Below are 19,377 nucleotides of genomic sequence, written 5' to 3'. Positions count from 1 at the left end.
GATCTCGCGCCCTGGCCGCGCAGGATGAACCGGTTCACGGAATACCTCCAGCCGCTGCGCCAGGGACTTCGCTCAGGACTTGTCGCGGGCGAAACGCTGGATGACCGGCAACTGCTTGCGCAGGGCCTGGTCGACGACCCGCGGCAACAGGCTGTTGAGGCGCACGAAGAGCTTTTCCGGCCAGCCCAGGTAAAGCTCCTCGCGCTCGCGCAGGATCGCCTCGGCGAGCGCCGCCGCCACCGTCTGCGGGTCGTCCATGGCCACCTTCAGCGCGTCGTTCATCGCCACCACGTTGTCGGCGTTCATTCCCGTATGGGTGGCCCGCGGCGCGACGTAGAGGACCTTGATCTGGGTATCGGCGAGTTCGCGGCGCAGCGCCTCGGAGAAGCCGCGCACGGCGAACTTGCTGGCGCAGTAGGCAGTGAAGCCGGGGTAGCCGAGGGAGCCGAAGGTCGAGCCGACGTTGACCACCAGGGCACGCGTCTGCTGGCGCAACAAGGGCAGCAGGCAATGGGTGAGCTGCAGGGTGGCGGTGACGTTGAGCCCGATCAGTTCGGCGATCCCCTCCTCGTCGTGGTCCTCCAGCAGGCTGAAACGGTTGTTCCCGGCGGCGTTGACCAGGGTGTTGAGGCCGCCGAAACGCCTGGCCGCGGCCAGTACCGCCTGACGCCCCGCTGCCTCGGCGATGTCCGCCTGGACGATTTCCAGCTGCGCCGGATAGCGCTGCCGCAGCCTCTGCAGCGGCTCGAGGTGGCGCCCGACCAGCAACAGCCGGGCTCCGCCCTCGCAGAGCCGCACCACCAGCGCCTGGCCGATGCCGCCACCGGCGCCGGTCAGCAATCCTCGACAATCGGACAACTGCATGTCTTCCTCCTCAGGCGCTCAGCGACAGGCTGCGGAACATATCGCCATACAGGCGATAGACCACCTTCGCGGTGTGTATCACCGCGGCCTGGTCCTCGCCATCCTCCAGACGATTCATCAGCCCCTTGAACAGCTCGATGTGTTCGAGATCCAGGCTGCCGTGCGAGGTCAAGTAGCTGAACGCCTGCGGCGGCAGTCCGAGGGATGCCTGGAGGGCGGCGGCGGCGCGACTGGCGACGACGACGCTGGTGCCCTCCAGCACCTGGACCATGCCGAAGAAGCCGACCGGGTTGCCGCGGTTGATGCGGTCGTAGACGTAGCTGACCATCAGTTCGGTGGGCAGGTTGGGCGTGGCGCGGCGCACCGCCTCGGCATCGCCGCCGCAGGCACGGATGTCGTCGAGAATCCATTCCTGGTGGCCGTACTCTTCCTCGATGTATTCGCCGATCGCCTCGCGCAGCCATTCCAGCCGCTCGGGCAGGCGCGCCCCGCAGGCCATCAGCAGCGGCACGGTGTGCTTGACGTGATGGTAGGCCTGGCCGAGGAACGCCAGATAACCGTTCAGGGCGAGCCGCCCCTGCAACGCCAGCTCGATGAGCGGCGCCGCCAGCAGGTACTCGCGTTCGGCCACGGTCTGCGCTTGCAGCCTCGTATGGAAATCCATGGTGTCTCCTTCAGGGAACGGGGGTGGACAGCACACGTTCGATGGCCGTCCGGTAATGTTCGAGCAGAGCCGCCCGGCACAGCCGGCCATTGGCGGTGGCCAGGCCGTTGGCGACGCCGAACGGCTGCTCGGCACGCAGCCAGCGATGGACGCGGGCATAGTCCGGCAGGCCGGCGTTGACCCGCGCCACGGCCTGCGCCAGCGCCTCGTCGTCGATCCCGGCCGAGCGCGGCTGCAGCACGGCCACGTTGGCCGGCAGCGCCTCGCCGTACAGCCAGGCCTGGGCGATCGGCGCCTGCTGGAGCAGTTCAGCCTCGACCCATTCCGGGTTGACGTTGCGTCCGAAGGCGGTGACGAACTGGTGCTTCTTGCGCCCGCGCAGGACCAGGAACTCGTCCTCGAAGTGGCCGAGATCGCCGGTACCCAGCCAATCGCCGCGCGGCGCCGGCTCGCCGAGGTAGCCGAGCATCCGCGCGCCGCGGACCTCGACCTCGCCGTCGTCGGCCAGGCGCAGCTCCAGGTGCGGCAGGGGCCGGCCGACGCTGCCGATGCGCCGCTGGCCGGGGCTATTCAGGCAGACCACTGAAGCGCACTCGGACAGCCCGTAGCCCTCGAACACCGGCAGGCCGAGCGCCTCGGCGCGTTCGAGCAACTGCGGCGCGACCCGTCCGCCGCCGACCGCGACGAAACGCAGGGAGTCGGCTAGCGGCTGGCCGCTTTCCAGAGCCGTCACCCAGGCCAGCAGTAGTTGCGGCAGGAGGATCAGGCTGCTCGGACGGCTGCGTCGCAGCGTTTCGAGAAAGCGCGGCAGATCGAAGCGACTCGCCCCTTCCAGGCCCACCCGGGCCATCGGCGCCAACTCGACCAGCGCCCCGCCGAGTAGCTGCGCATGAAGACCGGCGACGTTCTCCAGCAGGACCGCCAGCGGCAGCACGCACAGGTGGCGTTCGATCCCGCTCGGCCCGCAGGACTGCCACAGGCTGGAAGCCACCCGCAGTTGCAGGTCGGCATCCAGGCAGACGCCTTTCGGCCGACCGGTGGTGCCGGAGGTGTAGGTGATCTTCAGGGTTCCCGCCGGCAACTCGGCGACCCGCGCCGGCCGGCGCTGCGCGACCTGTCCGGCCAGCGGCTCGAAACCCAGGCCGGTATGCCGGGAAAGATCGGCGGCGATCAGCGTGTCGACGCCGGCGCTGTCCAGTACATGGCGCTGCTGCTCGGCGGAAAAGAAGCCCGGCAGCGGAACGCAAACGACGCCGGCGCGCAGCGCCGCCAGATCCCACAGCGCCCATTCGATGCCGTTGTCCAGATCCAGCGCCAGGCGCCGGACGGCGGCCCGACGCAGATAGCCGGCCCGGACGTCCACCTCGTCGAGCAACTGGCGATAGCTCAACCGGCACTCGCCTTCCTGCAGGGCGGGCCGCTCGCCATGGGCCGCCAGGGCCTGCCAGAAGGATTCAACCGCAGGCGACATCGGCGATCTCCCGATACAGCGGCCGATAACCCAGGCGCTGATAGATGCCGGCAGCCCGCAGGCGCCCGTGGGTTTCGGCGACGTCGATCGCCATGACCTGCGGATGGCTGTCGTAGTAGCGCCCCCAGTCGGCCAGTTCCGCCCCCATGCGGGCCGGGTCCGCCGGCCCCAGCTCGACCAGCGGCAGCCCCAGGCGCTGGAAACTGTTCAGCAGGATCGCCGTCCCGGTGAACACGACCCAACGGAACCCCAGGGCACCGACCAGATCGGTCAGGGCGGTGATCAGCACGCGCGCGCCGCCGGGTCCCCGGGCAGCGAAATTGCCTACTTCGACGATGTTCTCGCGGACCACCGGCAGTCCCGTGCACTCGCCGACGACACGCTCGATGGGCGCGTCCAGATAGCGTTCGAGAAACAGCTCCCGCGCTTCCCTGGCCGGACGCAGGCCGGCGGCCGCCTGTACCTCGCCGTCCTCATCCTCGAAACCCAGCAGGCAGGGCATGAAATGCCGGATGCGCGCCGCGTAGTAGTCGGCGAAGCGGGTCCGGATGAAGGTTTCCAGCGCCTGGCGGCGAACCGAGCCCGGAGAGGGCCTGACCAGGTGCACACTCAGCGTTCGTTGACGCCCGATCAGAGCCAGGGGTTCGTGCCGTTCCCATGACAGCTCCATCTTGCAAACCTCGGGGTGGGGAGATTGGAGGCGATTCTCGCGTTTCCACCCTTAACGAAGGCTTAAGGGAGACGGAGAACAGCTAGCCCGAGGGTCCTTGAGCATGCCGTTCCTCATGATGAAATTCAGGAGGAATAGCTTTGTTCACAATCACGGTAATCTCAACCAAGGGCGGCGTCGGAAAATCCACCACCTGCGCCCACCTCGGCGCCCTGCTCGCCGACGCCGGCCTGCGGGTCCTGATGCTGGACCTCGACAGCCAGCCGACCCTCTCCAGCTACTACCGGCTGACCAGCGAGGCCCGCGGCGGCGTCTACGAACTGATCGCGCTCAACCAGACGGACCCCGACCAGGTCGTGTCCAGGACCGTCATCGACGGACTGGATATCGTCGTCTCCAACGACTTCCAGGGACAGCTCCCCCAGCTCCTGCTGGCCGCGCCGGACGGCCGCTTCCGCCTCTCCAACCTGATCCGCCGCTTCCACGGCTATGACGTGGTGCTGATCGACACCCAGGGCGCCCGCAGCATCACCCTGGAGTCGGCCGTGCTCGCCAGCGACCACGCGCTGTCGCCGATCACCCCGGAGCTGCTCGCGGCCCGCGAGTTCATCCGCGGCACCCTGGGCATGCTCGACGAATTGCAAACCCTGACGCAGTACACCCATCTCCGCATACCGCGGGTCTCCCTGCTGATCAATCGTCTCGACGAGACCCGCCACGCCCAGGACGTCGCCGACACGCTGCGCAAGATGTTCCCGGAAACGGCCGACACCCGCGTTGGCGTGATGAACGCCCACCTGCGGCACCTGACGGCATTTCGCCAAGCCGCCGCGCTCGGCCAACCCATCCACCGATTCGAACCCGTCAAACCGGCCGGACGAAAGAGTCCCGCCGGCGCCGACCAATGCCGTTGCCTACGCGCTCGTGTCCTACCCGGTGTCGTACCCACGTACCGCGAAACCACCCATCAGAACGCGCCCCCGCCGCCTTCAGCCACCAGGCGCTCGCTGTCCCGGCGGCCGAACAGCCAGAACATCGCCGGCGTCAGGTAGGTATCCAGCAGGGTCGAGCTGATAAGACCGGAGAAGATCACCACCGCCACCGGATGCAGGATCTCGGTGCCGGGGCGCTCGGCCTCGAACAGCAGGGGCGCCAGGGCGAAGGCGGTGACCAGCGCGGTCATCAGCACCGGGCTCAGGCGCTCCAGCGAGCCACGCAGGATCATCGCGTGGTCGAAGTTCTCGCCCTCGACGCGCATCAGATTGATGTAGTGGCTGACCTTGAGAATGCCGTTGCGCACCGAGATGCCGGCCAGGGTGATGAACCCGATCAGCGCGGCGATCGACAGCGGCTGCCCCGACAGCCATAGGCCCAGCACCGCGCCGACCAGGGCCAGCGGGATATTGGCCATGATCAGCGCCGACAGGGTCGCCGATTTGTAGCGGCTGTAGAGCACTACGAACATCAGCACCAGCGAGACGCCCGAGAGCAGGCCGACCAGCCGCGATGCCTCCTCCTGGGCCTGGAACTGGCCGCCGAGGGTGACGAAGTAGCCCTCCGGCAACGGCATCCCGGCGACCGCCTCGCGGATGTCCCCGACGACGTCCGAGAGCGCCCGTCCCTGGGCGTTGGCCGATAGCACGATGCGCCGCTTGCCGTCGTCGCGGCTGATCTGGTTCGGCCCGTCGCTCTCCTCGATGCTGGCGAAACGCGACAACGGCACCCGGCCGTTCGGCGTCTCGAACAGGATGCTTCCGAGCCCCTGCGGCGAACGCGCCGCCTCGGGCAGGCGCAGCACCAGGGCGAAACGCCGGCTGCCCTCGACGATCTGGGTCAGCTTCTCGCCCTCGACCAGACTCTGCAGGGTCGCCAGGAGCTGCGGCGCCGGCACGCCGTACTGCGCGGCCGCCGCATAGTCGATGCGGACCTTGATCTGCGGGGCCAGCACCTGCTTCTCGATTTCCAGGTCGGCGATGCCGGGAATGCCGGCCAGACGGGCGCGCAGGGCATCCGCCTGGCCGCGCAGGGTGTCCAGATCCTCGCCGAACAGCTTGATGGCGATCTGCGAGCGCACCCCCGACAGCATGTGGTCGATGCGGTGGGAGATCGGCTGGCCGATGCCGATGGCCGCCGGCAGGTTGACCAGCCGCGCGCGGATGTCGGCGGCGATCTCGTCCATCGAACGGGTCAGCTCCGCCGCCGACTCGAGGCCGACATCCAATTCGCTGACGTGCACGCCCTCGGCATGCTCGTCCAGCTCGGCCCGGCCGCTGCGCCGGCCGACGTGGGTCACCTCCGGCACCTGCATCACCAGTGTCTCGGCCTGTCGGGCCAGCACCGAGGACTCGGCCAGGGTCACCCCCGGATTCAGGCGCAGGCCGATCAGCAGGGTGCCTTCGTTGAACGGTGGCAGGAAGGTCTTCGGGAACAGCGGCACCCCCGCCGCCGCGACCAGCACGGCGAGGCCGCCGAGTGCCAGCGCCGCCTTCGGCCGCTCCAGCACGGCCCGCAGGCTGGCGCGATAGCGCCGCTTCAGCCAGGCCAGCAGGCGGGTATCGTCGTGCTCCAGCGACTTCATCCGCGGCAGCAGGTAGAAGGACAGCACCGGGGTGACGGTCACCGAAACCACCAGCGAAGCCAGGGTCGAGACGATGAAAGCGATCCCCAGCGGCACGAACAGCCGCCCCTCCATGCCTGGCAGGGCGAACAGCGGCAGGAACACCAGGACGATGATCAGGGTGGCGTAGAGGATCGCCGAACGCACCTCCAGGGTCGCCTGGCCGACCAGCTCCAGCGGATGCAGGCGGTGTTCCGGATGCCTGGCCCGGTCCTCTTTCAAGCGGCGCAGGACGTTCTCCACCCCGACCACGGCGTCGTCGACCAGCCCGCCGATGGCAATGGCCAGGCCGCCCAGGGTCATGGTGTTGATCGACAAGCCGAAATACTTGAACACCAGGCCGGTCATGAAGATCGATACCGGGATGGCGGTCAGCGCGATGATCGTCGGCCGCAGGGTACCGAGGAACAGGAACAGGATCGCCGCGACGAACACCGAGGCGCCGATCAGCTTGCCCTGCAGCGTGCCGATCGAGGCTTCGATGAAACTGGCCTGGCGGAAGGTCACCTGCGGCGCCTGCATGCCGGCCGGCAGCGAGGCGCTCATCTCGCCCAGGGCCGTCTCGATGGCGCGGGTCAGGTGGATGGTGTCGGCCGTCGGCTGCTTCTGGATGCCAAGGATCACCGCCGGCTTGCCCTCGAACCCCGCGTCGCCGCGTTTCAGGGCCGGGGCGAAGGTCACCTCGGCGACCTGCCGCAGCAGGATCGGCTGGCCGTTGCGGGCGGTCAGCGCGAGGTTCGCCAGATCGTCCAGGTCCGAGGTGCGTCCCAGGTTGCGGATCAGGTACTCGCGGCCATTGAGTTCGAGAAAACCGCCGGAGCTGTTCGAGGAATAGCCCCGCAGTGCCTCCTCCAACTGCCCGTGGCCGATGCCCAGCGCCGCCATGCGCGCGGTGTCCGGCTGCACCTGGAACTGGCGCACCTCGCCGCCGATGGGAATCACCTGGGCCACCCCGGGGATCGCCATCAGCCGCGGGCGCAGCACCCAGTCGGCGAACTCGCGCACCTGCATGGGCGTGATCCTCGCCTCGTCGATGGGAATCGCGATCTGCATGATCTCGCCCATGATCGAACTGATCGGCCCCATCCGCGGCACCACGCCCGGCGGCAGGCCCTCCTCCATGGCCGACAGTCGCTCCGACACCATCTGCCGGGCGCGGAAGATCTCCGTGTTCCAGTCGAAGGTGACGTAGACGAAAGACAGCCCGCTGCCGGACACCGAGCGCACGCTCTCCACGCCGGGCAGGCCGTTCATGGTGGTTTCCAGCGGGAAGGTGATCAGTTGTTCGACCTCTTCGGCGGCCATGCCGCCGGCCTCGGTCATCAGGGTGACGGTCGGCTTGTTGAGGTCGGGGAAGACATCCACGGGCATGCGCGCCAGAGTGAAAGCACCGTAGACCATCAGTACCAGACTGGCGACCATCACCAGCGGGCGGTTGCCGAGACTGTTGTCGAGAAGCCACTTGAACATGCTGTCGGCTCCTTCAGCGGATCTGGTTGAGCAGGCCGGCGGCCTGGGTCACTACGCGCTCGCCGGCCTGCAGCCCGGCGGTCACCGCCACCGAGGCGCCGTCCAGCACGGCGAAGACGACGACGCGCGGCTCGAAGCGTTCCGGCGCGGTCTTGACCCAGACCACGTTCTGGTTGGCGGCATTTTTCATCAGGGACGCCGCCGGAACGCGGATGCCACTGACCCGGCTGGCGCTCTGCACGAAGACCCGCACCGCCTGCCCCACCGCCAGGCGCGCCAGGGCCTCGCCCTCGCCCTGGAACAGCATCGGCAGCGCCTGCTCGCGCAGGCTGCGGGCAGAGCCGACGAAAGTCAGCGGCACGCGCTCGCCGCCCACGGCCAGGCTGGCGCCCGCCACGTCGGCGGCCTGCTGCGGGTCGTAGACCAGCGCCTCGACGCGCAGCCGGGTCGGGTCGATCACTTCGAAGATCAGTTCGCCGGCGCCGACCACCTGGCCGGCGACCGCGCTGGCCGAGGCGATCACCCCGGAAACCGGCGCCACCAGCGCTTCGCGCGCCCCGGCGCCGGCACCCAGCGCGGCGATCTGCGCCGCCAGACTGGCGACCTCGCTGGCCGCCGCCTCGATGTCCTTGCGCGGCACCGTGTCGCTCAGTTCGCGCAGCCGCGCCACACGCTGCTCGGCCAATTGCCGGGCGGCGCGCAATTGCGCCAGTTGCGCGGCCTGGTTGGCCCGCTCCAGCACGTCGCTGCTGGCCACCACATGGGCCAGGACCTCGCCTTTCTTCACAGTCTGCCCGATGCCGGGCAGGCCACGCGGTCCGGCCTCCAGGCGCCCGGCCAGCATGGCCTGGACCCTGCCGCCGGCGTTCGGATCCATGACCACCTTGCCGCTCAGTTCGAAGCTGCGCGGCAGTTCGTCCAGGCTCACCGGCAGCGTGCGCACGCCGAGCTGGCGCTGCGCCGGCTTGGGCAGGAACACGCTGCCATCGGGTAAACGCTGGGGACCGTTGGCGTTGGCCACCGGCGCGGCCTCGCCATGGTCGTGGCCGTCGTCCGCCAGGGCCGGAGCGCCCAGGCTCAGGCAGGCGGCGAAAATCAGGAAGTTCGCTTTCATGAATGGGGCACCTTCACACAAGACGGGAAGCGGTACGGGCGCGGCGCACTGCCCAGCCCAGCAATACGAGCAGAAGCGCCGCTCCGGCGGCGGCGCCGTAGAGGCCCTGGGAAATGCCGTGGTCGTGCTCGTCGGCATGCTCGTCATGGTGGATATCCAGCTCGCCGGTCAGCCGCTCGCGCACTTGGCCGACGGCGACCGTGGCGACCACGGCCAGTTCGCCCTCTTCGAGTTCGGCTGCCAGGCTGCCCTCGAACTCGCCAGGGGCGTGCTCCTCGACGGCGATGGCGATGCCACCGACGCTCAGTTCGAGCGTGGCACCGGTCACCGGGCTGTTGTCGTCGGCCCGGTCGAGATAGAGGGCGAGATGCCCGTCGTCGAGCACGCCGACCAGCTCGAAATGCTCGGAAACCGCGGCGAAGCGCGGCAGGGCCGGTCCCGTTCGCGTGGCGGGCGCCTCGCCGTGGTCATGGCCGTCGTCCGCCGGAACGCCCGGTGCCGCGGCGAAAAGCAGAACCGCCATGGCGCAGGCGGTCGGTCTTGGAAAAAGGTTCATCGTCGAAGTCCTCGGGAGTTCATTCGGGCAGCAGGCCGAGGGCCTGGCGCAAGTCGGAGGTGGCGGCCGTCCGGTCGAGCCCGGCCAGGGCGGCCTGGCGGCGCGCCTCGCTCGCCTCCAGCTCGATGCGCAGGCGGGTCGGCAGGTCGGTTTCGCCAAGGCGGAAGGATTTGTCGAAGAAGCCGCGCGACTCCTCGGCGAGCCGGGCGCGCTGCTCGGCGGCGCGGGCCTTCGCCACGGCGGCGTCGAGGCGCAGACGGGCGGCCTCCAGGTCGGCCAGCACGCGCTCACGCTCCAGGCGCCACTGCACCTCGGCCTCGATGGCGTCGGCCTGGGCGCTGGCCTGCTTGGCCCGGTTGCGGCTCGCCGAGCCGAACGGAATGCGCACGCCCACCAGCAGGGTCTGGTCGTAGGATTCGCCCGAACGCTCCCGCTCGCGCGTCGCCGACAGGGTCAACTCGGGATTGGCGCGGGTCTGCACCCGCGCCAGTTCGGCCGAACTGCGTGCCACCTCGCTCTGCGCGCGCAATGCCGCCAGCGCGGGATGGGCGGCCTCCAGCGCAGGCGCATCCTCGCTGTCGGCGGGCTCCGGTTCGCCGTCGACGATCCGCTCCGGCGGCGACGCGGCCTCCACGGGACGCATGCCGGTCAGCGTCCGCAACCGCTGCGCGGCACCGGCCAGCACGGACTCGGCCGTGGTCAGCTCCATGTCGGCCAGGGCGGCGGCGCCCTCGGCCTGGTGACGGTCGGCCAGCGCCAGTTCTCCGGCCACGACCCGCCGGGCGACATCCGCGGCCAGTTGCCGCGCCTTGGCCTGCCGCTCGCGGGCCAGATCCCGCTCCACGCGAGCCCGTTGCCATTGCCAATAGACTTCGCGGACCTGCGCTGCCGTGCGCAACTGCGCCGCCAGCGCGCCGCTCGTCGTGGCCTGCGCCTCGGCGTCGGCCACGGCCCCCATCCGCGAGCGCTCGCCGGGCAGCCACAACGGCAGCGACAGGCCGACGATGTGCTCGCGGCTACCGTCGTTACCGTCGAGTTGATCGCCCTCGGTCGACAACGACAGGGCCGCCGGCTCGGCGAGCCAGCCATCGGCGACCTCGCGCCGCGCCCTGGCTGCCTCGTTACGGGTGGACAGCGACTGCGCTTCGGGCTGGCGAGCCCAGGCGGCATCGAACGCCTGCTTCAGCGAAAAGGCACCGGCTGTGGCGGATCGCGGCTCCGCGGCCTGCGCCCAGGAAGCGCCGCCGGCCAGCACCAGCAGGGCGCAGGGCAACCATTTCTTGGTTTTGCTTGGGAACATCCCGACTCTCCAGTGATGAAAACGACCACGGGAATCGGCGAGACATCATCGACAGGACCAAGCCACCGGCTGGCGTCGGACGACGCCGGTCGGGGCGGATCGCGGGGGAGGCGCCTCGCCGATCAGGCGAGGCGAAGCCAGTCGGGGCGGTCGGGCGGCAACGCGGGCCGGAAGATCGGCTGGGCCCGCAGGCCTGGCATATCGGCCGTGGCGGCGCTCAGCTCCAGCGGATAGTGGTGGGAGAAGAGCGGAAGCATGCCGGCGGAAACGCAGCCGTTGCAGTCGCCGTGCATGCTCTTGCCGGTCTTGGCGTCGGAACCGTCGCCATCGTCGCCCGCCTGGGCCGCCTTGTGCTGATGATAGTGATGGCCGAGATGCTTCGGCTGGCCGTCCGCTTCGTGCTGGCAATAGCTGCCCAATGCGGCCCAACCGAGCTGCAGCGGCATCATCACCAGCAGAAGAATCGTCAACCAACGGCGCATGGGATCTTTCACGAAGCGTTCGACGGGGTGGAATCTTAGCAATTGCGGCTCGACCGGAGAACCGGCGGGCGGGCGACGGATCGTCGCCCGCCGCTTCTCCGGCTACCCGCGCGACAGGCGCAGTCCGTTGGCCACCACCAGCAGGCTGGCGCCCATGTCGGCGAACACCGCCATCCACAGGCTGCCCAGACCGGCGAAGGTCAGCAGCATGAACACCGCCTTGATCCCGAGGGCGAAGGCGATGTTCTGCCACAGTACCGTCGCGGTCGCCCGCGAGAGGCGCACGAAGGCCGGAATCTTGCGCAGGTCGTCGTCCATCAGGGCCACGTCCGCGGTTTCCAGCGCGGTATCGGTACCGGCCGCGCCCATGGCGAAGCCGATATCGGCCTTGGCCAGGGCGGGCGCGTCGTTGATGCCGTCGCCGACCATGCCGACCGTGCCCTTCCCGGCCGCCTCCCTCAAGCCTTCGACGATCCTGAGCTTGTCCTCCGGCAGCAGACCGCCGCGCGCCTCGTCGATGCCGACCGAACGGGCGATGGTTTCCGCGGTATGGACGTTGTCGCCGCTCAGCATCAGGGTCTTCACGCCGAGTGCGTGCAGTTCGCCGATGGCCTCCCGGCTGCTGTCCCGCAGCGTGTCGGCCACCGCGAAGATCCCCAGGACGTCCTGTTCGTCGACCAGCACCACCACCGACTTGCCCTGGCGCTCCAGGGCGAACAGGCGAGCCTCGATGGCCTCCGAGCACAGCCCCAGTTCCTCGACCAGCCGGTGGTTGCCCAACTGGTACAGGTGCCCGTCGATACGCCCGCGCACGCCGCGCCCCGGAATGGCCTGCAACTCGTCCACCGGGCGGATCGCCAGCCCAGCTTCCTCCGCCGCCACGGCGATGGCCCGGGACACCGGGTGATCGGAACGCGCGGCGAGGCTCGCCGCCAGGGCGCGCACCGGCGCTTCGTCGCCCGTCCAGACGACGAAATCGGTCTGCGCCGGCTTGCCGCGGGTGAGGGTGCCGGTCTTGTCGAGGGCCAGGGTGGCCAGCCTGCGCCCCTCCTCCAGGTACACGCCGCCCTTGATGAGGATGCCCTTGCGGGCCGCCGCCGCCAGGCCGCTGACGATGGTCACCGGGGTGGAGATCACCAGCGCGCACGGACAGGCGATCACCAGCAACACCAGCGCCTTGTAGATCCAGTCCGTCCAGGCGCCGTCCGCGAACAGCGGCGGCAGCACCGCGGTCAGCAAGGCGACGAGGAAAATCGCCGGCGTGTAGACCTGCGCGAAGCGGTCGATGAAGCGCTGGGTCGGCGCCCTGGCGGCCTGGGCGGACTCGACGGCATGGATGATCCGCGACAGCGTCGACTGTCCGGCCTCGGCCGTCACCCGGTACTCGAACGAGCCCGTCTGGTTGATGGTGCCGGCGAACACGCTATCGCCCTCGGCCTTTTCCACCGGCAGGCTCTCGCCGGTGATCGGCGCCTGGTCGACGCTCGAGCGCCCGTCGGTCACCACGCCGTCCAGGGCGATCCGCTCGCCGGGCCGCAGGCGCACCGTCGCGCCGACCGCCACCTGCCGGGCGGGTACGCTGCGCCATTCGCCGTCCGCCTGCAGGACGGTGGCGGTGTCCGGCGCCAGCTCCAGCAGGCCGCGGATGGCATCGCGCGCGCGGTCCAGCGAGCGGGCCTCGATCACCTCGGCCAGGGCGAACAGAACCATCACCATGGCTGCCTCCGGCCATTCGCCGATGAGCATCGCGCCGGTGACGGCGATCGACATCAGCGCATTGATGTTCAGGTCGCGGTTCCTGAGCGCGATCCAGCCTTTCCTGTAGGTCGAAAGGCCGCCGCTGACGATCGCCAGCACGGCAAGGACCACCACCAGCCAGTGGTTGCCGCCGTTGAGCCAGTGCACGACCTCGGCCAGCGTCGCGCTGACCCCGGCCAGCGCCAGCGGCCACCAGCGCTGCCCCGGGGCCTCGGCGGTCGCCTGCGAGCCGGAGGGGGCCGCCGCATCGAGCCGCCGCGCCTGCATGCCGATGGCGCGCAGTTGCGCTTCGACCGACGCGGTGGAGTCCAGACGATGATGCACGGTCAATGTGCGCCCCAGCAGGTCGAAGTCCAGCCCGGCGATGCCCGGAAAGGCTTCCAGCCTGCCGCGGATCAGCCGCTCCTCGACGGGACAGTCCATGTTGTCGATACGGTAGCGCACGACCTCCGGGCCCTCGGCCGGAAGCGCCAGCGGCTGCACGGGCGTCGCGGCGGAACAGCCACACCCGTCGGCCTTGCATTCGCTCATGTCCTTCTCCCTCCCCTTCGGCGTCGTTGCTATCCGCGAGTAGACACTCTGTAGCCACTACAGAGTCAAGCGGCCAAAGTCGAAGCAGGACACGCGCAACCAAACGCCAAGATATTGCAGCGAAAATCGGGGGCTGGCGGAGATCACTGGAGCGCAGGTGGAAAAATCCGCTACCACGAGCGGGCAGGACTGCTGGCCGCGCCAGCCCACTCGGGGGACAACTTCCGCGTCACGGGTACCCATGTCGAGAAGTTGTCACTCATTCGCCACTGCCGCCTGCTGGACAAGACCTACAAGGAGATCCGTACCCTGCTCCGTTGAACGATCCCTGTCAGAACCGCAGCGATGCGAACAGCCTGCTTACCGCGCGTTCGACGTGCAGTGAGGGAACGCGTAGAGTTTGGGCTTTGTGAGGTAAAGACATATGCACAGGGATGCACTGGAACAGAATCAGATACCGATCTATTTCGTGGCGATCATTATCGCCGCGCTCGGTGGTCTTGTTGCACCGTCGGCAGCGGCGGGACTGGAAGCTCTGGTCACTCCGACTATCGCTGTTTTGATGTATGCGATGTTCCTGCAAATCCCCTTCCTCCACTTGCGCGAAGGTCTGAGCAGCAGGTCTTTCATGGGCGCCCTACTGGTTGCCAACTTTATCTTGATCCCGCTCCTGGTGTGGGGTCTGACTCGTGCGCTATCTGGTCACCCAGCCATCCTGGCCGGGGCGTTGCTGGTGTTGCTGACGCCTTGCATCGACTATGTAGTTGTCTTCACTCACATTGGAAAAGGCAACTCCAAGCTGATGCTTTCCGCTACACCGATCTTGCTGTTGCTGCAACTCGTCCTGTTGCCGCTCTATCTGGGCCTGATGCTCAGTGGTGTTTCCGGGGTAGTGGTGTCTATCGGCCCGTTCATCAAGGCCTTCCTCGCTCTGATTGTGGCGCCTCTGGTCTTGGCATTACTTACTGAAGCCATAGCCAAAAGGTCAGCTATCATCAGGACATGGACTGCTCTCTGGGCATGGTTGCCGGTGCCAGCCATGGCTATCGTGCTCGTCGTTGTAGTCGGATCGCAGATCGCAGCCGTTGTAAGCGATATTGAAAAGTTGCTGCCAGTGATGCCGGTATATATCGGCTTCCTTTTCTTGGCGCCGTTGGTCGGTGCGCTGGTTTCGAAGCTGTTCAAACTTCCAACTGGCGCAGCAAGGGCCGTGACCTTCAGCGCTTCTACTCGCAATTCCCTGGTAGTTCTGCCGTTAGCCTTGGCATTGCCTGAGGACATTCGCGGTCTTGCGGCGGCAGCGGTAATCACTCAGACCCTGGTCGAGCTGGTTGGAGAGCTGATCTATATCCGAGCGATACCGGCATTCGTTGGTCAGGATCAATCGTCTGCTACAGGATAGCCAAGTTGGGTAATGGTTGATGAGTAGTAGCCACTGCAAATTATCCGCCGGCAGGGGGAGTCATGAATTCGCAGACTATTTTCAGCATATAATTCTCGTTTTTCAAAAAATCGCGGCAAATTCGCGACATCATTAGATCAGATCAGTTGTGGGCAGTGAGGTGTCGCTGAGCCCCGCCACAGTCAAGCTTGCAGTTTCGCCTGTTGAAGCCGGAACCAGACGATGTAGCACACGATGAAAGTAATGAGACCGGACATATCCGCAGCGAGCTGATGCCAAGTCAGCAGGAATGGAATACCGTTCGCAGTTGGATCGTCGAACACTTCTTTTACCACATTCATGAGGAGAACATAGCTCACACCGGAAACAAAGGACCAATGCCAGGTCCATTTCCCGTTTGGCATTTTTCTTTCGACCGATGTTCCAATAGCCAAAAAACAGGGGTACGAAGGCGCCAAAGATATAATGCGACACACTGTAGTAATGCGTCAGGAAAGCTCTCAGTCCATCACAAGCCTGATAGATCACTATTATCCTGACGAACGGGACCAGAGGTACAAGGGACTTTTGGAACATCTAAACGTTGTGATTTATAAAGCGCATATCAGTTCACCGCTTCTTTCAGCCCCTTACCCGCTTTGAAGCCGGGAACTCTTGCAGCCCTGATCTCGAGTTCTTGACCGGTGGAGGGATTGCGCCCGGTGCGTGCGGCCCGCTCCTTCACCGTGAAGGCGCCGAAGCCCACCAGACTCACTTCACGACCCGCCTTCAGTTCGCGCCGCGATGGTCTCCAGCAGAGCATTGATGACCTTCGTGGCAGTGGCTTTATCCAGATCGCCATGATTCGCTACGCTGGCGATCAATTCGGATTTGTTCATCGGGAATCCTCTGGCTGTAGCAGTCAACGCGAGGATAAATTCCGCTGAAGCGATTCGACCATGTTTTTTGTATGGTTAATCGCGTCCTAAGAAGGTGTTTACAAATATATGTAAACTTGCACATCCTCTAAGCAACACCCGATATGAGATCGCCATGTTGATCCGGGGCGGCCATGGCCACCCCGAGACCGTGAAGTACGGCTTTCAGCTGTTCACGTCCACTACCAAGCGTCCCCTCACCTTCCCTTGCAGCAAGTGCTGCGCGGCCTGAAGACTCTGTTCCAACCCGATCTCATGGGTGATGTCGGTCAGTTTTTCCAGATCCAGCTCGGCGCACAGACGGCTCCAGGCCTCGACCCGTCGAAGGTAGGGCTGCGTGACACTATTAACACCCAGCAGGCTCACGCCTCTGAGGATGAAGGGCGCGACGGTTGCCGGCAGGTCCATGCCCTGGGCCAGGCCGCACGCGGCAACCGCCCCTTCCGCCTGAGTTCCAGCGCAGACATTGGCCAGGGTATGGCTGCCCACCGAATCGATTGCCGCCGCCCAGCGCTCCTTCCCGAGGGGACGCCCAGGCTCCGAGAGTTCGGATCGATGGATGATCGTTTCCGCACCCAGTTGCTTGAGGTAATCGGTCTCCTCGGGCCTGCCTGTCGCGGCGATGACCGAATAGCCATTGCGCGCCAGGAGCGCGATCGCGAAGCTGCCCACACCACCGTTGGCACCCGTGACCAACACCTTGCCCTGCTCCGGTCGCACACCGTGACGCTCCAATGCCATCAGGCACAGCATCGAGGTGTAGCCCGCGGTACCGATGGCCATGGCCTGCCGTTCAGTCATGCCCAAAGGCAGCGGGATCAGCCAATCGCCCTTGACCCTGGCTTTCTGCGCCAGCCCTCCCCAGTGGGTTTCCCCCACGCCCCATCCGTTGAGCAGTACCTTGTCTCCCGGCTGGTAGCGGGGATCCGTGCTCGCCTCCACCGTGCCGACGAAATCGATCCCCGGCACCATCGGGAACTGGCGCACCACCGGGCCTTTACCGGTAATGGCCAACCCATCCTTGAAATTGAGCGTGCTGTAGGACACCCGCACGGTGACATCACCTTCGGGCAGTTTCTCGTCGTCCAGCTCGGCCATCCGGGCCTGATACGCCGAAGCGTCCTTGTCGATCACGATTGCCTTGAACATCTTGACCTCAATTTAGACCGATCGTCTATAAAACAGCAAAAAAAAGCATCAGCGTTCGATGCCAGTCAGAAATCCCTGGATGAAGACATCCAGGGGATGGATACCCTGGACCAGCCTGGCGCGTAGCACGGCGCCTTCCCAGCCGATCCAGAAGTACGCCGCAAGGGCGTTGCAGTCGGTACCGGGAGCGATCTCACCCGCTTCGACCGCCTCGTTCAGGCAACGGACAAGGCGTTGTTGCCAATCGAGCAGGACCTGCTCCAACTGCCAGCGGAAGCTGTCCGGCAGGACCACGACCTCCTGGCCCAGGTTGCCGACCAGGCAACCGCGCCGGAACTGGTGCCGGGCCATGCCGGCCTTCGCGTCCTCGACGAAATTCCGCAGTCGCTGCAGCGGGGCTTCGTCCTGATCCAGCAGCCAGCGGTCGAGCTTGCGGGCGAAGTAGGCGGCATAGCGCTCGAGGACCTGTTGGCCGAACGCCTCCTTGCTGTCGAAGTAGTGGTAGAAGGACCCCTTGGGCACTTGGATACGCTTGAGCACGGTATCGATGCCAGTGGCCGCGAAACCTTGCTCGGTGAGTATTTCCATCCCGGCACGCAGGAGGGCCTCACGCGTGTCGCCGTGCTCTCGATTGATCCTGGGAGGCCGGCCCCGGCGGGCCGTAGGTTTGTCAGTGTTCATGGATTCATTATTTAGACCGATCGTCTCAAAAGTCAAGCAAGCGCTTCCCTTGTAGCACGGGGGATTGCATGGTGGTGCTGCATGCACGGTGAGAAAAAACTAAAAAACTAAATATTGACATATCTCGATATCGAAAATAATCTGAATTCGAAGTCCACCACACATCCCCCAGGAGGCACCCTATGCAAGCGTCCAACGATACCCGTTCGAACTACGCTCCCGACAGCAGCTACGGCCTGTTCATCGACAATCAGTGGGTTGCAGGTGAAAACGGCGAAACCATCACCATCCTCAATCCCGCCAACGGGAAAACCCTCACCGGCATCCCGAACGCCACGGCGGTCGACGTCGACCGTGCAGTACAGGCCGCGCAACGCGCTTTCGAAGCCTGGCGCAGCACCACGCCAATAGAACGCGCCAATGCGCTGCTGAAGATCGCCGACTTGCTGGAAGCCGACGCCGAACGGTTCGCCGCCCTGGAATCCCTCGATGTAGGCAAGCCAATCCGTGAGAGCAGTTCCGTCGACATCCCGTTGGCGATCGATCACTTCCGCTATTTCGCCGGCGTGATCCGCAGCCACTCGGACGAGGCAGTCATGCTGGATGAACAGACGCTCAGCATCGTGCTCAGCGAGCCGCTGGGCGTCGTCGGCCAGGTGATCCCTTGGAACTTCCCACTGCTGATGGCCGCCTGGAAAATCGCCCCGGCCATCGCGATAGGAAATACCGTCGTCATCAAACCTTCCGAACTGACCCCGGTCAGCATCCTCGAACTCGCAAAGATCTTCGCCCAGGTATTGCCGGCCGGGGTTGTGAACATCGTCACCGGTACGGGTGCCTCGGCGGGCCAGGCGCTGCTGGACCATCCGGACGTGCGCAAGCTTGCCTTCACCGGCTCGACAAGTGTCGGCCATCGGGTGGCCGACGCGGCGGCGAAGAAGCTCATTCCGGCGACCCTCGAGCTGGGCGGCAAGTCGGCCAATATCGTCTTCCCCGATGCCAACTGGGACAAGGCCGTGGAAGGCGCAGCACTCGCCATTCTGTGGAACCAGGGCCAAGTCTGCGAATCCGGCGCTCGGCTGTTCGTGCACGAGTCGATCTACGAGCGCTTCCTGGATGAGGTCAAGCAGAAATTCGAAGCCGTGCGCGTGGGCGACCCGCTGCATCCGGACACCATGATGGGTGCCCAGGTCAGCAAGACACAGATGGAGCGAATCCTTGGCTACGTCGATATCGCCAAGCAGGAAGGTGCCAAGGTACTGCTAGGCGGTGGTCGTCTGACAGGTGCCGATTACGATGCGGGCTTCTTCATCCAGCCAACAATCCTGGTCGACGTACGCAACGACATGCGTGTGGCCTACGAGGAAATCTTCGGTCCCGTTCTATGCGTGATTCCGTTCAAGGACGAAGCGGACGTCATTGCCATGGCCAACGATTCGGAATACGGCCTGGCGGGCGCGGTCTGGACCCAGGACATCAACCGGGCGCTGCGCGTGGCACGCGCGGTGGAAACCGGGCGGATGTGGGTCAACACCTATCACGAAATCCCCGCCCACGCGCCCTTCGGCGGCTACAAGAAATCCGGCCTGGGACGGGAAACCCACAAGTCGATTCTGGAAGCCTACAGCCAGAAGAAGAACATCTATGTCAGCCTCAACGAAGCGCCGCTCGGGTTGTTCTGACCGCGCACAGCCTCGTTCATTTGACTCAATACATCTAATATTCTAGATA

The 19,377-nt window shown here is 66.0% G+C and carries 17 protein-coding genes and 1 pseudogene; 4 read left to right on the top strand and 14 right to left on the bottom strand.

Annotation, left to right across the window (positions count from 1 at the left end; translation table 11 throughout):
• Nucleotides 1-72: 72 nt before the first annotated feature.
• The 4 genes from AVCA_RS08480 to AVCA_RS08465 are packed head-to-tail and all read right to left on the bottom strand — an operon-like array spanning nt 73 to nt 3,669.
• Nucleotides 73-864: an SDR family oxidoreductase gene (locus tag AVCA_RS08480; RefSeq protein WP_012700482.1), complete on the bottom strand. Its 792-nt coding sequence runs from the start codon at nt 862-864 to the stop codon at nt 73-75.
• Nucleotides 865-874: 10 nt separating this feature from the next.
• On the bottom strand, nt 875-1,528 hold the full coding sequence (locus AVCA_RS08475) for a TenA family transcriptional regulator (protein WP_012700481.1): 654 nt from the start codon (nt 1,526-1,528) through the stop codon (nt 875-877).
• A 10-nt stretch (nt 1,529-1,538) separates the two neighbouring features.
• Nucleotides 1,539-2,999, bottom strand: a complete 1,461-nt coding sequence (locus AVCA_RS08470) for an AMP-binding protein (RefSeq protein WP_012700480.1) — start codon at nt 2,997-2,999, stop codon at nt 1,539-1,541.
• Complete coding sequence (locus AVCA_RS08465) at nt 2,983-3,669, bottom strand: thermostable hemolysin (RefSeq protein ID WP_041807105.1); 687 nt, start codon at nt 3,667-3,669, stop codon at nt 2,983-2,985. The genes AVCA_RS08470 and AVCA_RS08465 overlap by 17 nt, the downstream gene beginning before the upstream one ends.
• A gap of 140 nt (nt 3,670-3,809) precedes the next feature.
• On the opposite strand from AVCA_RS08465, the gene AVCA_RS08460 reads away from it, so the two are divergent.
• Entirely contained in the window at nt 3,810-4,721 is a 912-nt protein-coding gene (locus AVCA_RS08460) for a ParA family protein (RefSeq protein WP_085930847.1), read from the top strand.
• Here the strand turns inward: AVCA_RS08460 and AVCA_RS08455 are convergent.
• The 6 genes from AVCA_RS08455 to AVCA_RS08430 all read right to left on the bottom strand — a co-directional run bounded on the left by AVCA_RS08455 (nt 4,637) and on the right by AVCA_RS08430 (nt 13,497).
• Nucleotides 4,637-7,756 carry an efflux RND transporter permease subunit gene (locus tag AVCA_RS08455; RefSeq protein ID WP_012700478.1) on the bottom strand — a complete coding sequence of 1,040 codons (3,120 nt, stop codon included), beginning with the start codon at nt 7,754-7,756 and terminating at the stop codon, nt 4,637-4,639. The genes AVCA_RS08460 and AVCA_RS08455 overlap by 85 nt on opposite strands.
• A gap of 13 nt (nt 7,757-7,769) precedes the next feature.
• A complete protein-coding gene (locus tag AVCA_RS08450; protein ID WP_012700477.1) occupies nt 7,770-8,870 on the bottom strand; it encodes an efflux RND transporter periplasmic adaptor subunit in 1,101 nt (366 codons plus the stop codon).
• 13 nt (nt 8,871-8,883) lie between these two features.
• Nucleotides 8,884-9,426: a hypothetical protein gene (locus tag AVCA_RS08445; protein ID WP_012700476.1), complete on the bottom strand. Its 543-nt coding sequence runs from the start codon at nt 9,424-9,426 to the stop codon at nt 8,884-8,886.
• Nucleotides 9,427-9,445: 19 nt separating this feature from the next.
• The gene (locus tag AVCA_RS08440; protein WP_012700475.1) at nt 9,446-10,726 is read right to left on the bottom strand and encodes a TolC family protein; all 1,281 of its coding nucleotides are present in this window, start codon (nt 10,724-10,726) and stop codon (nt 9,446-9,448) included.
• A gap of 122 nt (nt 10,727-10,848) precedes the next feature.
• Nucleotides 10,849-11,208, bottom strand: coding sequence for a DUF2946 family protein (locus tag AVCA_RS08435; protein WP_012700474.1), 360 nt, complete (start codon nt 11,206-11,208; stop codon nt 10,849-10,851).
• A 102-nt stretch (nt 11,209-11,310) separates the two neighbouring features.
• Nucleotides 11,311-13,497, bottom strand: a complete 2,187-nt coding sequence (locus AVCA_RS08430) for a heavy metal translocating P-type ATPase (protein WP_175555993.1) — start codon at nt 13,495-13,497, stop codon at nt 11,311-11,313.
• Between the two features lie 114 nt (nt 13,498-13,611).
• Between AVCA_RS08430 and AVCA_RS24650 the strand changes: the two genes are divergently transcribed.
• Both AVCA_RS24650 and AVCA_RS08425 read left to right on the top strand, forming a co-directional pair.
• The gene (locus tag AVCA_RS24650) at nt 13,612-13,818 is read left to right on the top strand and encodes a MerR family transcriptional regulator (protein ID WP_012700472.1); all 207 of its coding nucleotides are present in this window, start codon (nt 13,612-13,614) and stop codon (nt 13,816-13,818) included.
• Nucleotides 13,819-13,921: 103 nt separating this feature from the next.
• Nucleotides 13,922-14,899, top strand: a complete 978-nt coding sequence (locus AVCA_RS08425; protein ID WP_012700471.1) for an arsenic resistance protein — start codon at nt 13,922-13,924, stop codon at nt 14,897-14,899.
• A gap of 182 nt (nt 14,900-15,081) precedes the next feature.
• On the opposite strand, the gene AVCA_RS25970 is transcribed toward AVCA_RS08425, so the two are convergent.
• From AVCA_RS25970 to acuR, 4 genes and pseudogenes are all read right to left on the bottom strand, one after another.
• The gene (locus tag AVCA_RS25970) at nt 15,082-15,303 is read right to left on the bottom strand and encodes a hypothetical protein (RefSeq protein ID WP_041816954.1); all 222 of its coding nucleotides are present in this window, start codon (nt 15,301-15,303) and stop codon (nt 15,082-15,084) included.
• Between the two features lie 200 nt (nt 15,304-15,503).
• Nucleotides 15,504-15,777 (bottom strand): annotated as a pseudogene (locus AVCA_RS25965) (HU family DNA-binding protein).
• A 204-nt stretch (nt 15,778-15,981) separates the two neighbouring features.
• The gene (gene acuI / locus AVCA_RS08415) at nt 15,982-16,965 is read right to left on the bottom strand and encodes an acrylyl-CoA reductase (NADPH) (RefSeq protein WP_012700467.1); all 984 of its coding nucleotides are present in this window, start codon (nt 16,963-16,965) and stop codon (nt 15,982-15,984) included.
• A gap of 48 nt (nt 16,966-17,013) precedes the next feature.
• Nucleotides 17,014-17,646, bottom strand: a complete 633-nt coding sequence (acuR, locus tag AVCA_RS08410; protein WP_175555994.1) for an acrylate utilization transcriptional regulator AcuR — start codon at nt 17,644-17,646, stop codon at nt 17,014-17,016.
• 182 nt (nt 17,647-17,828) lie between these two features.
• On the opposite strand from acuR, the gene AVCA_RS08405 reads away from it, so the two are divergent.
• Nucleotides 17,829-19,328 (top strand): aldehyde dehydrogenase family protein, encoded by a 1,500-nt coding sequence (locus AVCA_RS08405; protein ID WP_012700465.1) that lies wholly within the window; start codon nt 17,829-17,831, stop codon nt 19,326-19,328.
• The last annotated feature ends 49 nt before the right edge of the window (nt 19,329-19,377 follow it).

It is taken from the genome of Azotobacter vinelandii CA, from assembly GCF_000380335.1.
Classification (GTDB): domain Bacteria; phylum Pseudomonadota; class Gammaproteobacteria; order Pseudomonadales; family Pseudomonadaceae; genus Azotobacter; species Azotobacter vinelandii.
The sequence above is the reverse complement of the archived record's forward strand: the minus strand, read 5'-3'. Positions and strand labels throughout refer to the sequence as shown.